The sequence below is a fragment of the Paractinoplanes atraurantiacus genome (genome assembly GCF_900215205.1).
GTDB classification, from domain to species: domain Bacteria; phylum Actinomycetota; class Actinomycetes; order Mycobacteriales; family Micromonosporaceae; genus Actinoplanes; species Actinoplanes atraurantiacus.
Genome location: NZ_OBDY01000001.1, coordinates 113215 through 128170, shown reverse-complemented (window position 1 = coordinate 128170; position 14956 = coordinate 113215). Strand labels below are relative to the sequence as shown.

The 14956-nt window shown below is 64.8% G+C and carries 14 protein-coding genes; 7 read left to right on the top strand and 7 right to left on the bottom strand.

The window, feature by feature from the left end; translation table 11 throughout:
* Positions 1-405 precede the first annotated feature (405 nt).
* Complete coding sequence (locus CRP55_RS00535; protein WP_097317474.1) at positions 406-660, bottom strand: hypothetical protein; 255 nt, start codon at positions 658-660, stop codon at positions 406-408.
* Positions 661-924: 264 nt separating this feature from the next.
* Here CRP55_RS00535 and CRP55_RS00530 point away from each other — a divergent pair, with 264 nt between their 5' ends.
* A complete protein-coding gene (locus CRP55_RS00530) occupies positions 925-1161 on the top strand; it encodes a DUF397 domain-containing protein (RefSeq protein ID WP_097317473.1) in 237 nt (78 codons plus the stop codon).
* Between the two features lie 85 nt (positions 1162-1246).
* On the opposite strand, the gene CRP55_RS00525 is transcribed toward CRP55_RS00530, so the two are convergent.
* Complete coding sequence (locus CRP55_RS00525) at positions 1247-2158, bottom strand: Sco1979 family transcriptional regulator (protein WP_179854963.1); 912 nt, start codon at positions 2156-2158, stop codon at positions 1247-1249.
* Positions 2159-2439: 281 nt separating this feature from the next.
* Here CRP55_RS00525 and CRP55_RS00520 point away from each other — a divergent pair, with 281 nt between their 5' ends.
* Together CRP55_RS00520 and CRP55_RS52695 are read left to right on the top strand one after the other, a co-directional pair.
* Entirely contained in the window at positions 2440-2772 is a 333-nt protein-coding gene (locus CRP55_RS00520; protein WP_245922712.1) for a hypothetical protein, read from the top strand.
* Positions 2769-2915, top strand: coding sequence for a hypothetical protein (locus CRP55_RS52695; protein WP_179854962.1), 147 nt, complete (start codon positions 2769-2771; stop codon positions 2913-2915). Before CRP55_RS00520 ends, CRP55_RS52695 begins: the two co-directional genes overlap by 4 nt.
* Positions 2916-2966: 51 nt before the next feature.
* On the opposite strand, the gene CRP55_RS00515 is transcribed toward CRP55_RS52695, so the two are convergent.
* Positions 2967-5189, bottom strand: a complete 2223-nt coding sequence (locus CRP55_RS00515) for an LLM class flavin-dependent oxidoreductase (protein WP_245922711.1) — start codon at positions 5187-5189, stop codon at positions 2967-2969.
* A gap of 102 nt (positions 5190-5291) precedes the next feature.
* On the opposite strand from CRP55_RS00515, the gene CRP55_RS52690 reads away from it, so the two are divergent.
* A complete protein-coding gene (locus CRP55_RS52690) occupies positions 5292-5573 on the top strand; it encodes a DUF3040 domain-containing protein (RefSeq protein WP_179854960.1) in 282 nt (93 codons plus the stop codon).
* Here the strand turns inward: CRP55_RS52690 and CRP55_RS00505 are convergent.
* Entirely contained in the window at positions 5540-6379 is an 840-nt protein-coding gene (locus CRP55_RS00505; protein WP_097317470.1) for a phosphoribosylaminoimidazolesuccinocarboxamide synthase, read from the bottom strand. The two genes, CRP55_RS52690 and CRP55_RS00505, sit on opposite strands and share 34 nt — an antisense overlap.
* Before the next feature lie 77 nt (positions 6380-6456).
* Positions 6457-7125 carry a KpnI family restriction enzyme N-terminal domain-containing protein gene (locus tag CRP55_RS52685; protein WP_179854959.1) on the bottom strand — a complete coding sequence of 223 codons (669 nt, stop codon included), beginning with the start codon at positions 7123-7125 and terminating at the stop codon, positions 6457-6459.
* Between CRP55_RS52685 and CRP55_RS00495 the strand changes: the two genes are divergently transcribed.
* Genes CRP55_RS00495 through CRP55_RS00485 form a run of 3 tightly spaced genes read left to right on the top strand, consistent with a single transcriptional unit; the run spans position 7124 to position 11338 of the window.
* Positions 7124-8659, top strand: coding sequence for a ParB N-terminal domain-containing protein (locus CRP55_RS00495; RefSeq protein ID WP_179854958.1), 1536 nt, complete (start codon positions 7124-7126; stop codon positions 8657-8659). The two genes, CRP55_RS52685 and CRP55_RS00495, sit on opposite strands and share 2 nt — an antisense overlap.
* Positions 8659-10470 carry a DEAD/DEAH box helicase gene (locus tag CRP55_RS00490; RefSeq protein ID WP_179854957.1) on the top strand — a complete coding sequence of 604 codons (1812 nt, stop codon included), beginning with the start codon at positions 8659-8661 and terminating at the stop codon, positions 10468-10470. The genes CRP55_RS00495 and CRP55_RS00490 overlap by 1 nt, the downstream gene beginning before the upstream one ends.
* 28 nt (positions 10471-10498) lie before the next feature.
* Positions 10499-11338, top strand: coding sequence for a protein NO VEIN domain-containing protein (locus CRP55_RS00485; protein WP_179854956.1), 840 nt, complete (start codon positions 10499-10501; stop codon positions 11336-11338).
* On the opposite strand, the gene CRP55_RS00480 is transcribed toward CRP55_RS00485, so the two are convergent.
* Entirely contained in the window at positions 11339-13006 is a 1668-nt protein-coding gene (locus CRP55_RS00480; protein ID WP_097317465.1) for an ATP-dependent nuclease, read from the bottom strand.
* Between the two features lie 419 nt (positions 13007-13425).
* Entirely contained in the window at positions 13426-14694 is a 1269-nt protein-coding gene (locus tag CRP55_RS00475) for a DNA cytosine methyltransferase (RefSeq protein ID WP_245922710.1), read from the bottom strand.
* Positions 14695-14956 lie beyond the last annotated feature (262 nt).

The following is a 14956-nucleotide window of genomic DNA, read 5'->3' as shown; positions in this document are numbered from 1 at the left end:
CCCGAGCCACCCGAGCCGCCCGAGCCGCGCCCGAGCCACCCGAGCCGCCCGAGCCGCGCCCGAGCCACCCGAGCCGCCCGAGCCGCGCCCGAGCCGCCCGAACCGCGCCCGAGGCGCGAAGCCAACCGGCCGAGCGATCCGGCACGGGGGAACCGGACCGCCCGGCCGGAGCCTGGCGGCGCCCTCAAGGGCGCGGGAGCGGGTGTTACGGCGTCACACCCACGAATTCAGTTGTTTACATCGCGCCAATAGCGGGTATCCACCAGGCAGCTTCCACGAGAAAATCCATCGGTCGGCGCACACGGCGCGTAATCACGCCGTGCCCCCGCCGACAGCGAGTGACCGCTCGATTGAGGCGCTCGGAGTGCGGCGCCTCGAGCATCATCGCGACGGCGGCGAGCGTGATCACTCACCCCTGTCGGAACCACCCTCCTCTGTGGACGTCCCTGGGTCGGCCGCCGGCGTGCCGGGGCGGGACAGGGCATACCTGATACCACCAAAACGGTGCGTGACAGCGCTGGCGCGGGTCGTTGCCGCGGCCACGTCGTCGGTCACCGTCTCATCTCGATAGAGCGGAGCCGGGTTGCCCCGGCGCGACCCCTCGGCCGTGTCGGGGTCGCCCTGGTCGAAGTGCTCGGGACCGATGTTGGGAACGGACATTGTGGTACCTCTCGCTCGGACGCCCCCGCCAAGGAGCCTCGCGCCGAGGCCGCAGACGCCGTTTCCGCGACCGATCAGTCACTCAAAGATGTCACCCTTAGTGACCCCCAAGAGAGTGCGTACGTGCGTTATCATGCTCACAATCCCGTGAGTACGCAAGGCCAAATGCACGTGCATTTGCACAACGTGTGAGGCATTGATTGCTCACTGGAGAGCATCTGCCTCCGGACGATCCCCGACCGGAGCAAACCAAGGGAGCTTCACATGACGCACGCGGTTAACGGCATCCCCGCCGGGCAGTTGGAGGGTGTCACCTGGCAGAAGAGCCGGCGCAGCAACCCCAGCGGCAACTGCGTCGAGGCTGCCGTTCTCCCGAACGGTGATGTGGCCATGCGCAACTCTCGGGACCCCGAGGGCCCGGCCCTGATCTACACCCCGGCCGAGATCGAGGCGTTCCTGGGCGGAGTTCGCGACGGCGACTTCGACAACCTGCTCGCCTGAGACTCAGACGGTCAAAAGACCAAAAACTAGAGGCGTACGAGACTGCAGCTCGTACGCCTCTAGTGTGAAACCCGAAAAAAGCCCGTCAGGCCGGTCGGCCGATCTCGTGCAGCAGCTTGCCGAGGATCTCCGGCGTGTGGTTCGGCGGCTCGGCGTCGATGCAGACCCGCTCCATGGCCATTGCGTACTGGTCGACGTCCTCGCGCTTGTCCAGATAGATCGCGCTGGTCAGCTGCTCGACGTAGACGACGTCGGGCAGCTCCGGCTCGGGGAAGCGCAGGATCGCGAACGGCCCGCCCGCGGCGGCGTGACCGCCGGCGTGGAACGGGATGATCTGCAGCCGGACGTTCGGCTTCTTGGCCGCCTCGATCAGGAACTCGATCTGGGCCCGCATCACGTCGATGCCGCCGATCGGCCGGCGCAGCACCGCCTCGTCGATCACCGCCCAGAGCTGTGGCGCGTCGGTGGGCCGGTCGAGGATCGCCTGGCGCTGCCGGCGCAGGTCGACCCGGCGGTCGATCTCCTCCGGCGTGACACCGGCGTGGCCCAGCATGATCACCGCGCGCGCGTAGTCGGCCGTCTGGAGCAGACCAGGAACGAACTGGATCTCGTACGTACGGATCAGCGTCGCCGCCGCCTCGAGGCCCAGATAGGACTGGAACCACCCGGGCATGACATCACTGAACTGCTGCCACCAGCCGGGGTTGTTGGCCTGCCGCGCCAGCACGAGCAGCGATTCCCGCTCGGCGGCGTCGTTGACCCCGTACAGGGTCAGCAGGTCGTTGACGTCACGCTCCTTGAAGCTGACCCGGCCGAGCTCCATGCGACTGATCTTCGAGCCGGAGGCCCGGATCTCCCACCCGGCGTCCTCACGGGTGATCCCCTTGGCTTCGCGGAGCTTGCGCAACTGCGTGCCGAGCAGGATGCGCAGGACGGTAGGGCCGCCGCTCGGCGCCTCCTCCTGCTGCGTACCCGCGCTCACCTGACTCCTCGTCATAGCTGTGTGTGGGCTGCCGGCCGCAGTCCCCAAGCATCCTAAGGGGGAGATCCTCCACGGCGAAACAACCCGAGCGCAACGCCCGAAGCATTCGCCCCCTGCGGATGCACGTGCATCCGGCCTTGCGAACGCACCTGTCGGCGAGGATGATAGCTGACAGACACGCACCGATTGCTGACAGAGCGTGCTGAAAGTTCGGCTTCTCGGCCGATGCGGGGGCCTGGTGGCGGTGATTTCCGCCCCGACGTCCGTGTCTGACGAGATCTGGGAGGGTCCACTCGATGTCCACGGCACCGACCGCTACCCCCACCATCGCCCCACCCCAGCGAGACCCGGCGGACGTCGCGCCCGCCGACAGCTACCACCCGTCCGACCGGGTGTGGGTCTACCGCGACGGCTGGCGGGCCGGCGTGATCGAGGCGGCTTCGCCTCGCGCGGTGACTGTCACCTATCGCCCCGGCGCCCACCTCGGCACCGGCGTCGACACCTTCACCGCGCCGTACGTGACGGCCCGCTCGTCCGAGGACCCGGCGGTCGACCGCCGCCAGCCGTTCCCCGGCCGCGGCAGCCTCTACACCCAGTCCGGCCTTCCGCTGCGCCACTCGGCCGCATGACCGGCGCCGTCACGGTCGCCGCTGTCGTCGGCCTCCTGAGCCTCCTGTCGGGCGTGTGGCTGGGCTGGCGCCTCCGCCAGACCAACAACCCGTGCCCCACATGCGGCGTCACCCACGCCGCGACCGCCACCAGCCGCTCCTAGCGCGCCGCCACACCTGAGCACTCGCCCATCGGGCGGGTGCTCTTTCGCGTGTCACCCCACCGGGTCGATGTTGAAGTTGTCCCGGAAGACGTTGGCCGGGTCGTACTGCTTCTTCAGGGCTCGCAGCCGGGCCAGCGACTTCTCCGGCCACGCTTCGTGCACACGTTCGGGGCTCTGGTCGGTCTCGAACGAGAGATAGAGACCCCGGAAGTGGGACCCCATCGCCGCCCACTTTTCATCCATTTCGTCCTTTGATGAGCCGAAAGCGACGACTGAGAAGTTGGCCGATCGGTGCGAATAGGCGGTGGCGTCCTCCGGCACATCGGCGACGGCTCCGCCGACCGAGCGCACCTGGAAGAAGTAGACCGTTCCCGAGCTGAGCAGCTCGGCCGCCGCGTCGCAGAACTCCGGCGTCAGATGGTCGATCAGGCCCGAGCGGGCCACCGGCTCGCCCTGCCCCTCGTGGGTCGCGTCGGGCACGTTCATCACACCGGCGTACGGCACCAGCTGCACCTGCTGGTCGAGCAGCGGCGCGATCTGCGCGACCGGCGTGAACCGCTCGATGATGGTCTCCGGCTTCACGGCGTCGACCACCCCGTACACCTGGGCCAAGGATTGCCCCCGGCGTGGCGGCCCCATGATCAGGTTGGTGGTGACGTCGCGCGGCGCCGCCTCCATCGCCTCGCCCCACGCCCGCAGCAGCCCGGCCGCGTCCGACGCCTCGAACACGAACTGGCCGAAGCCGACATCGCCGATCTCGTTCACCTCGAACTCGAACGCGGTCACGATGCCGAAATTGGCGCCGGCACCCCGTACGGCCCAATAAAGCTCTTGGTTCTCCTCATCGCTGACCCGGACCTGGCGGCCGTCGGCGAGCACCATCTCCGCCGCCCGCACATGGTCGATGGTCAGCCCGTGCTCGCGGGCCAGCCAGCCGATGCCGCCGGCGGTGGCCAGGCCACCCACGCCCACGCCGCCGTAGTCGCCACTGCTCAGCGCCCACCCGTGCGGCGCCAGCACCGCGGCCACGTCCTTCCAGCGGGCGCCGGCCTCGACCCGCACCAGGCGATGCTCGGCCGACAGGACGGTGATCTCCCGCATGGACGACAGGTCGATCACGATGCCACCGTCGTTCGTGGACCGTCCGCTGATGCCGTGCCCGCCGCTGCGTACGGCCAAAGGAACTTTTTGCTCCTTGGCGAAAGCGATCGCCTCGGCCACCTGCCCGGCGTCGCGCGGCTGGATCACCAGACCCGGCGAGCCACCACGCATGTAGGTGGAGCGCACCTTGGCGTACCCGAAATCGCCGGGCTCGACGGCCGACAGCGAAGGCGGCAGACCGTCGTAGTCGATGTCGTCCCGCCGCTGCGCGAGCACGGCGGCGCTGCGCACCGGCCCGGTCGTCACCCCCTCGCGGGCACGTTCCCGCCCGACCGCCTCCCGCACCGCCGGAATCACCTCGGCCGCGAAACGCTGCATCTCCTGCGGGTCGTCGGTGCCGAGGATGAAGGTGGCGACGCCGTTCTCCAGCGCCATCGGGACGAGCTCGCCGATCCACTCCTCGGGCGACTTGCCCGGCCCGCCGATGTTGAGCAGCCGCCGGATCTCCCGCGGATCACGACCCGCGGTCGTGGCCGCCTCGTCGATCAGCTCATTTCCCCGGGCGAGATCACCCGATTTGAGGTACGAGAGTGACGGCAGCCACCCGTCGGCCTTGGCCCCCACGAGGCGCAGCATCCGCGGTTTGTAGGCGCCCACCCAGATCGGCACCTCATGCTCGGGCGCCGGCCCGCGCTTGGCCCCGGCCAGTTCGTAGTAGGTGCCGTCGTAGCGCAAATGTTTGGTCTCGGCCTCGTTCCACAGCTCGCGGATGACGTCGATGGCCTCGCCGAGCTGCTCCACCGACTCGCCGGGCGTACGCCGGGGAAAGCCCATGGCGACCATGGCGTCCCAGAAGGCGCCGGCGCCGAGACCGAGCGCCAGCCGCCCGCCGGAGAGCAGGTCGAGGCTGGCGGCGGCACGGGCCAGGACCGGGGCCGGCCGCATCGGCACGTTGAGCACGTTGCCGGCCAGGTGGATCGTCTCGGTCTGCGCGGCCACCCAGCTCAGCAGCGTCCACGTGTCCAGGAACGCCGGCTGGTACGGGTGGTCCTGGAACGTGACCAGGTCGAAGCCGAGCTGCTCACTGAGCTGCGCGCGAGCGACAGCGGCCCTGGGCGGATTGTTGACGGGAGTGATGAACGTCCCGAATTCGAGCGGGTGACCGTAATCCACTCGTTGATCGTAGGTGTGCCAGGTGACGCAGCGTACGTTTTTAGGCACACGGTGGTGGGTATCTATGCGCCCGTCCGGCATCCCTCTCGGAGGTGGTCAGCCGTGCTCGATCCCACTGACAAGGCCGCCTTCGACGGCTTGGTGACCCAGCTGCGCGAGAAGGACCCCCGCTTCTGCCGGCGCGTGGACCGGATGAGCCGGCCCAGGCGCCGACTGCGGATCGCCCTGGCGGTTCTGCTGTGGACGATCGCCCCGCTGTGCATCGTCTTCGGCGGCTGGACGGGCGTGCTGATGGCGGTGCTGGCCGTCGGCTACGGCACGTACCTCTTCAACAAGTCCTCCGGGGCCTTTTACCGCCACTTGTCCCCAGTAAGCCGCTCGTAGACCTCGACGTACCGGTTACGGGTCGCTTCGACCACCTTGTCCGGAATCTCCGGTCCCGGCTCGGTACGGTCCCAGTCAGTGTTGTGGGTGGCCCAGTCCCGCAGGAACTGCTTGTCGAGGTAGCGCTGCGTGCCACCCGGCTTCCACTCGTCGGCCGACCAGAACCGGGCGGCATCCGGGGTGAGCAACTCGTCGGCCAGCTTCAAAGAACCATCCTTGGCCACCCCAAGCTCGATCTTGGTGTCCGCGATGATGATCCCCTTGGCCGCCGCGATCTCCGACCCCCGCCGGTACACCTCGAGCGTGATCCGCTTGAGCTCGGCCGCCCGCTCGGCCCCGAGCTTCGCCTCGACATCGCCGTAGGTCATGGGCTCGTCATGCCCCTGCCCCGGCGGCACCTTGCTGCTAGGCGTGAAGATCGGCTCAGGAAGCTGAGACCCTTCGATCAGCCCCGGCGGAAGCACCACACCGGAGACGGCGCCGTCCCGCTCGTAGTCCTTGAGCCCCGACCCGGCGAGATAGCCCCGCGCGATGCACTCGACCATGACCATGTCGAGCCGCTCACACCGCACGGCACGGCCGGCCCACTCAGCGGGAACATCGGTGCTGGAGATGATGTGGTTCGGCACCACGTCAGCAAGCTGCTCGAACCACCAGAGCGACAGCTGGGTGAGGATCTTCCCCTTGTCCGGGATAGCCGTGGGAAGCACGACGTCATAGATCGAGATCCGATCCGACGCGACGAGAAGGATGTCCTCCCCATCGGCGTAGATCTCCCGAATCTTCCCCGAGTGCAACAGCTCCACGTGCTCCCCTTAGCCAGTCGGTGTCCCCTGCTCACGCTATCCGACCCTCAAGATGAGGTTCGAACACAGCAGGGCGCCTAGCGACGTCTCAGCTCAGCGGCGAAAGCCCGCCGTTCGGTGGCGGATAGCTGGTTGTACCGAGCCCACACCCTGGTAAGCGAACTCTTGGGCCGACGGCCTTGGAACACCCAATGCCTCAAAACAGCTTGTTCCTCGGCGGTCAACTCCGACGCCGCTTCCAAGATGTCATCAGTGGTGCCGACCTCCGGCGTTCCCGCCCGGCAACGATCACATGACGTCACCAAACCGGAGTCTCCCATCGACAACGTTAGCTTCGCTGTGCGCAGAGCGTCTTCGGGATAGGTATCGCCAGCGCTTGTACCACAGAAGCGACAGGCGTAGTCATCCGCAGCAAAGATTGCAGCGCGCTCCTTGGCCGTCGGGACCTTGGGTTTGCGCGACTGGTAACCGTCTTGCCACACCGCCCCGCCTTCCTGGACCAGGCGAAGTTCCTTCAGCGCCAGCGAACGATCTTCGCGGTTAGTCGAGATGACCCAACCTTCGTCACGGAGGTCCCGCATTCGGCGATCGAGCTGCTCGTCCTGCTCCTCCTTGTCCGCAGTGCTCAGCGCTGTGCGCATCTGCTGCTTAGTGAAGACGCCTCCTTGCCGCACTTCGGTATGCAGCCAGAGAGCTATGCGCTTGCGGCCGGACAGGCTCGTGTTACGCCAATCAAGTCGGGTCATGACCGTCATACTCGCATTGCGGCGCGACCCGTCGGCAGCGTCCTTGACCCTCGATTGGGAGACGACGATGATCTCGGAGCACACCAGCGCCACCACGAATGGGGACACATCCGTGATTCTGCCCGGTCCAGCAAACGCCGTGGATGTTCAAAACGTGGTTGAGCTGCGCCTCGACGCTCTCGATAAGTCAGGCCTCCTGGAAACACTGTCCATTGAGTACCGCGACCGTCCCCTGCCGCTGCCTGTGATTCAGATGCCGATCAATCTGCTGACCTATAACCCCAACACGCACCGGATCAGAGCACAACGGGCGTTGGACCCCGAGCGCGACAGAGCGCTGGAAATGGACCCTTACGGACAGACGGCACAGAAGTACCTCCATGACTTGCTCATGGGAAGTCCGACAGATCCGGGGAAGACAGATCCGAGCTTCGACGCCCTGAAGGAGGACTTGCGCGAACACGGCCAGAACGAGCCTGGCATCATCACGCGGTCCGGGGTTCTGATCAACGGCAATACGCGCCGGGCCGCACTAAAAGAGCTGGGCTCTGAGAACATCCGTGTCGCAGTCCTGCCAAAGGATGCCGGGCTGGACGACATTCAGGGCATCGAACTCGCGCTCCAGTTGCGCAAGGATCACCGGCGCGACTACTCCTTCATGAACCTTCTGCTTGCAATAGACGAGCGCGTAGCTTCCGGCCATCCGCCGGTCAAGATCCAGCGAGCATTCCGGATGAAGGCGGCGACTTTCGAGAGAAATGTCTGGATTCTTCAGTTCGTCCGGGAGGCCATCGAACGCAGCCGTTCCGCCGGGACCGCCGGCGCGGAGCTGTCGATGCGGCTCATTGACTTCGAGTCCGACCAGGGTCAGCTGGAGGAGCTATACCGGGCATGGAATGTGCTAAAGGCCAACTCTCCAGATCAGGCGGAGGCCCTGAAGGAGCAGCGTCTCGCGGCTATGGTGCTTGACAAGTCCAAGACCGACCTTCGCCTCATCGATGCAGACTTCACTCGGAAGTATCTCAAGAGAATCGTGCCGGATATCGTGGCTACAGCCGCCCCGAAAGCAATCCCGGGCACGTCGATCACCACTTCCCCGCCGAGTGCCGAGCTCGAAAAGCTAAAGTCGTGGACCACGTCGATCCTGAAGGCAAAGGCGACGGAGCTGTCCCCGGCACTCGTGACTCCGGAAAAGCTCGCGGAAGCGAGCAAGGAGCTGAAGAACATCGACGAGGCATTCGACTCGGCGCTGGACAAGGCCGGAAAGAACAGCAGGGTCACAAAGCGCCGCTACGCCGCCGTAGAGCGGCTCACCGATGCGGCCGAGAGTCTCGATCTCGCCGCCTCGGCCGTGGCTGAAGCCCGGGCCACCGCCAACTTCGACGCGGATGATCTGGACGACGCCCTAAGCCAGCTGCAGGTCAGCATCACCAAGCTCGCCCAGCTCGTACTTCGCTCGGCCGAGAAGGCACAGGATCGGCCTGGCTTGGCATGGCTGCGCGGAGCAACCACGCTCAAGGACGACGCCTCCTGATGCTTGACCTTCGTTTCTCGACGGTCGCAGGACGAATTGAGCTCACCTGCGATGAGCCCATGAGCCGCGCCCTGCAGGCACTACGTGGCCGGCTACCAACCGCGACGAGCATCAGTCTCACGGCTATCGACGTCGACATTGATGATTTCTTAGTCAACCTCGACGAGCTGTCCCATTGGCCGGCTGGCGATCACGGCAATGTGCGCTGGCAGCCCGAGCTACTCGCCTTGGTCGAGCAAAACAACGCGGATGCCTCCACGGCCGCGGCCGTGCTGTCCGGCACAGGGGAACGCGCGAGCACACCTCCATCGCCGGGCGACTTACTCGGCGGTGGATGGATCGGCAACCTAAACGATCTTCAACTTGAGCATCTCGTCAAACTGGCAGGCCTCTCTCACGGAGCCAATTTCAGCGTCCCCGGCGCCGGTAAGACCCGGATGGGCCTGGCGCTCTTCCAAGCGCGCCGCGATCGCGGTCTCGTCCAGCGCATGCTGGTCGTGTGCCCAAAGTCGGCGCAGGAAAGCTGGCAGAATGAGACCCTCGTCTGCTACTCCCCGGAAGCGGCTCCAAGGGTCGCCGCCATGGATACCTCGACCGTCCCGCAAGCGGACATCGTTCTTATCAACTACGAGCGGCTCCCCGATGCACGTGCCGCTCTATTGAACTGGTTGAAGGCGCGGACCTCCATGCTCGTCCTCGACGAGGCACATCGAATGAAGCTGGGGGCAGCCGGCGCTTGGGGATCCGTTTGTCTGGCGCTCGGCCCATACGCGGCACACCGTCTCATCCTCACCGGAACACCCGCACCGAACGGGCCGCGGGATCTAGAAAACTTGATGTCCTTCGTTTGGCCAGGCCAAGGCCGGCGAGCCGTATCTCGGGCAATCGCTGGCAATGACCTTCGGACGGCGAGTCAGAAGCTGCGGCCGCTCTTCGTCCGGACGACCAAGGCACAGCTTCATCTGCCAGACGTCGACATCAAAACCGTTCCAGTAGACCTGTCGCCACTGCACCGCGAATTGTACGACGCGCTGCTCGGGCAGGTGTCCCGGCGAGTGCGATCCGGCAGCGACGAGATTGAGGCGCTCGGGCGGATCACGCTTTACCTACTGATGGCGGCAACGACGCCGGCCCTCCTAGCGCCGGGTGCGAGCCGGTACGACCCGCTGCCCTATAGAGTTCCGCCACTCATTCCACCGGCCGACTCCTCTCTCTCCGAACTCATGCGAGACCTTCCTGCATACGAGCTCGCTCCGAAGTACCAAGCCGCGCTGAAGATCGTTTCGGACAACTCTGCACGTGGCCGCAAGACGATTGTCTGGTCCACTTTTGTGCGCAATCTGACGTCCCTCGAGGAATTGCTGAAGGCGTACAGTCCCGCCGTGGTCCATGGGGGAACCCTAGATCGCACCGAGCAGCTGAGGCGATTCCGCGAGGACGACGATTGCATGGTCCTGCTGTCAAACCCAGCCACGCTCGGCGAGGGCGTCAGCTTGCACCACGAGTGTCATGAAGCGGTATACCTAGATCGCGATTTTGCCGCCGGGCGCTTCTTGCAAAGCCAGGATCGCATCCACCGGCTCGGACTCGCCCCGGGAACCGAAACACGCATTCGCATCCTGGTCGCCAATGAGACGATCGACGAGCTGGTAGCCGCTCGGCTGGCGGACAAGCTCCGCTTCATGGGCGGGATTCTCGACGATCCAGACGTTCTCCAGCTGAGCGACCTCGAGGAAGAACCAGACTCGTCAGTCGGCATGAACACCAATGACGTGGCCGCGCTTCTGGGATACCTGTCGCGTGCTTCCTGAGAGGACGCTGCGCGCTGCGCTGCGCTGGTTGTATCTGCTGTCACGGTCGTCATACGACCAGGCAGCAGCGCTGATCCGTGCCGATCCGGCCTACGCAGATCTGACACGAACCCAATATGCGACCGCCCTCGACTGGCTTGTTTTCATGAAGCTTGTCGCCGATAGTGAGCAAGGTTTCGTGCTTATCGGCCGGGCCGCCCAGAGTGCCCCCGGCAGCTTCGCACGAGTACTACTCGGCGCAACGCTTCAGAAGGCTCAGCCGCCATGGCTCGCCGAGGCCGACAGCTACGTCTCCAAGCCTGACGACATGCCCAGCGACCTCGCACACGTTGCAAACGCTCTCGGATTGCCAGAAGAGGAGGCTGTGCTGACGGTCCGCCAGGTGCATCGGAAGATCGACTTAGCCGAGCGGGCACGAATCGGTTTAGCTGGAGAAAGCGCACTGATGCTGCTGTTGAACACGGTCGCGCCAGGTTCTGCTAGACACGTCGCTCTGCAAAGTGACGGGCTTGGCTATGACATCGAACTGTCCGACGGCCGCGCCGTCTGGCATTTGGAAGTGAAGAGCACGAATCGGCGCGGCCGCCTAGTTATATTTCTGAGCCGCCATGAATACGAGATCGCGCAACTCGATCCTGCCTGGCGACTGGTAACAATCGGCCTCACTGAGGACGGCACCATCGGCGCGGTCGGGACTGTGCCGACTGCCGTCCTCGTCACCAAAGCGCCAGCAGACAACACAGCAACGGCTCGATGGGAAAGCGCAAGGTACACCCTTGGGCCACAAGATATTGTCGGAGGTCTTCCCTTCCTCGACCTCGAAATTCCTGTTACACCGCCCGGGCGTTTCGACTGGATGCCGTCCTAGTTAGAGCGCGTCTTCCAGGGCAATCAGCGCTGAGCTGACCTCTACTGGCAGATCTGCGTATCGGGCTGCCTTGGCAATCGAAGCCGGTGTCAGGCTCCGGTATCCCTTCGGAACCAGCCACTGGTTTAGATGATCGATGACTAGCTGCGCCGAGACTGTGCGGACCCGCTCCACCTCTTCTACGTCGAGAGACCCCCCGACAGCCCGCCTTACTACCTCGAAATTTTGCTGCGCCTCATCTGCCGCTGCGTCGATAGCATCTGCCAACCGGTGAGCCATGACGGCGGGGTCGGATCCCGAGGCCCGGCTTAGGACAGGCGAAGTGAGCAGGGAGTTAAGAAGTTCCCTCCAGGGCCAGATTCTGCATTCGATGCCCGCGCCGGCAAGCTCGCCGGCAATCTTCGAATCGAACTCGTACGGACGGCCGCCGGAACTCAACAGGACAGCGAATGTGGGTACTTCAGCAAGCACATCCTTAGCCATCCAGATGAGCGGATCGCTACTCGCCCATGCGGTGAAGGACCGGATCGGCACAAACGAGACGTTGTCCTCGGTCGAGATGGCCCGCGCACCCACAACGCGCGCCAGATGGCGGAGTAGACGTATGTCAGCAGATTCCGCCGCGATAACCATCCGGCTCCGGCTCGCACGGACGAGTGCCAGATTGTAGTTAGTGCCCAGGCCATCAGCGATACCTGCCAGCTTCGAGGGCGCGCTCACTCGCTTGCCGCCGCGCTGGCTCCGGTCGATCCACACCACCGACTCGGGGGAAGCCTCGGTGATCACCTCGGAGGAGTGGCTCGCCAAAATCACCTGGGCTTCGCACTCGTCGAGCAGGCGGATCAGACGCCGTTGCAAATCTGGGTGCAGATATACCTCGGGTTCATCCAGCACGATTGTTGGCGCGTCCTTCGCGCGATAGATGTGCCAGAGCAGCTGTAGCCAAATCTGCATGCCGTCGCCCGCCCAGGCGAGCTCCTTCGGGATGCGGCTACGCCTTTCGTTGTAGAACACACCCAGCCGGTCCGCCCCCGCGTCCAGCACGACCTCGCGGACATCGATCTCGGGGATCCAGGGCGCCGCGAAGTCGAGGAACTCCTGAAGTTCGCCGGTCTTTTTCATCAGCCACAGGTGATTGCGGAAGTGCCTGCTAGCCAGCCGACTGCCGGCGAGCTTGCGAATGTAATCGGCGTTCTTCAGGTCCTCCACCGGATCGAGAGGGGTGACGACCGGAACGATCGTCGGCGCCGGATACCACTGGTCGACCATGTTGGCTCTGGGCTGCCAACCGTCCGGATGCTCGAGCCAGTAGTAGCCGTCTTGAGAACCGTCGTCGTCGCCGGGCCAGCTGAGGTGCAACTGCGCGCCGGTCGACCAGCTCACCGTTACTCGCGTTCCCTCGCGGGAAAAGTCGTAGTAGACAGGGTCTACCCCTTCAACCTCGGGGCGAGGAAGGGCGAAAGCCTTGACCTTCCTGTCCTGAAGATCGACTCTCAGGGTTGGAGCCCTACGCCGGGCCGTTCGCAGACATCTCTCAGCCAGCGCCAGCGACTCGATGATGGTCGATTTTCCCGCGCTGTTCGGGCCAACCAGAATGGCGTCCGGAGATAGCTTCACCTGAAACCGCTCGAACCCGCGATAGCGCACAAACTTGACGCCCTCGATCACTGCAATCCTCCCCGTCGCACCTTCCGGAAATCTAGCCGGCGCAAGATCGGCTCGGTCATGCTTCCACGTCGCGACCTGTTCGCAAACACAGCCGGGACGCTAAATATCACCCAGTGCCTGGGTCACCCATCCGCTGCACATGGACCGGCTACAGCTCCGTCAAAGCGGGGGGAACTCAAGGGGTGGCATGACCAGCCGCCAACCGCTGGCGCGCCACGTGACGGCACGGCATCAGAGTTGCGGAGGTGCGTTCCAGTGTTCTGACCCGCATCAGATCGAGACTCTTGCGGGGACGAGGACCAGATTGGTTGCCGTCCGTCCCCGCAAGATCCTGATACACGAGGTAGCTCAAGTTCGCGCCGGCCAGCCCGAACTACGCAACCCACGCCACGGCGAGTCCGCTCTACAAAGGACGAAGGCTAGCTTATCCGAGTTCGATACTTGAGGAAGGTGTCGTGCCGACGGTGATCGGTTTGACCGGTGAAGCCCTTGAACCTGCCGAGCCGGTACGCCGGCTCAGCGCCGGTATCAACGACTTGTAAGTCGAAATCCCGGCTCAGTGTACTGAGCCTCTGCTCCAGCTCGGCGCCCTCAACGATGCCAGCCAGCCGCATCAGCCGGCTGCGCCCCAAAAAGACCTCCTCCGATCGCAGCGCCTCAAAAAGCACGTCGCGGCTGGTGGCCTCGGCGCCTCTCGGCTCTCGGTCTCTCTTGAACGCCCGCATGATTTCGGCACCAACCGCATAGGCCACTGGAGGCGGAAAGGCGTTGCCTATCTGACGATATCGAGCCGTTTTACTCCCAGTGAACAGCCACTCATCGTCAGCAGACCAGCCTTGGATCCTAGCCACCATTTCGTTAGTCAGCTTCGGCCCCACCTCGAACCTGTCGCCCCAGTTTGGGGCGAGATCCCCGACGCTCGAACCGTTTACTCCTAACTCGGCCCAAGCTCGTCTCGCCCTCGTGGGACCTAGATCCGCACCACCGTGCTTCTTGGAGCCGCCGACGATGGTAGGAGCGATCTTGTTTGCTTTGGCGGCCCATGCATCAGTTCCGTCCCAGCCATTAGCTCCCATCAGACTGGTTAGCGCCTCCCCTACCGTCGGAGCCGCGCCCGCGGGGGCCGGCCAGCGGAAATACGGCGCGTCTTCACTCTTGAGGGCTACCAGGATGAAGCGTGGCCGGAGCTGCGGAACGCCATGATCGGATGCGTTTAGCAATCGCCAAAACGGGACATACCTGAGCTCGGTGAGGCGATCGAGGATGTGCTGCCGATAGCCGGCAAAGCGCGGGAGACTCAGTCCACGCACGTTCTCCAGCAACAGTGCCCGGGGTTTGACGATGGCTACCTGTTCCACTGCCCAGGCGAAAAGGTCTCTCTCGTCATCCGCGCCCAGCTGCTTTCCCGCGATGGAGAACGGCGGGCAGGGGACGCCGCCCGCCAAAAGCGAGACGCCCTGAAAGTCGGCTGGACGCCACACCGACCGGTTCGCAACATCACCCTCGACGATTTTCCAGGCTGGCCGGTTGTTGCGTAGCGTGTTGCACGCGTTGCCATCCAGCTCCACCGCGACCGCATGATCGAATCCCGCTCGCTCCAGGCCGAGGGCTTGACCACCTGCGCCCGCACAGACCTCGACGACCTCGAAGCTCTCGCAGCCGCCACCCCTTACCTGCGGCGCGGGCACCTCATCCTGGCCTGGCGCCCGGCTCGGCGCCCAGCCCTCTGGCCGTGCTCTCGCTTCGGGCAAGGCATCCTGATCCGGAGGATCTTGGGTTAGAGCCGCGCTGCCAACCTGACGATTCGAAGATCTATTCGTACGCATGTACGAACGCTAGTGGTCGGCGCACGTCCTCCGGTAAGGGCTTCAGCGTGCCAACTTGAGCCAGCGAAGGCACGATCGGCGGCAGCCCTTCTCGGAGCAGGTTCACTACCGTTGCATTTTCGCC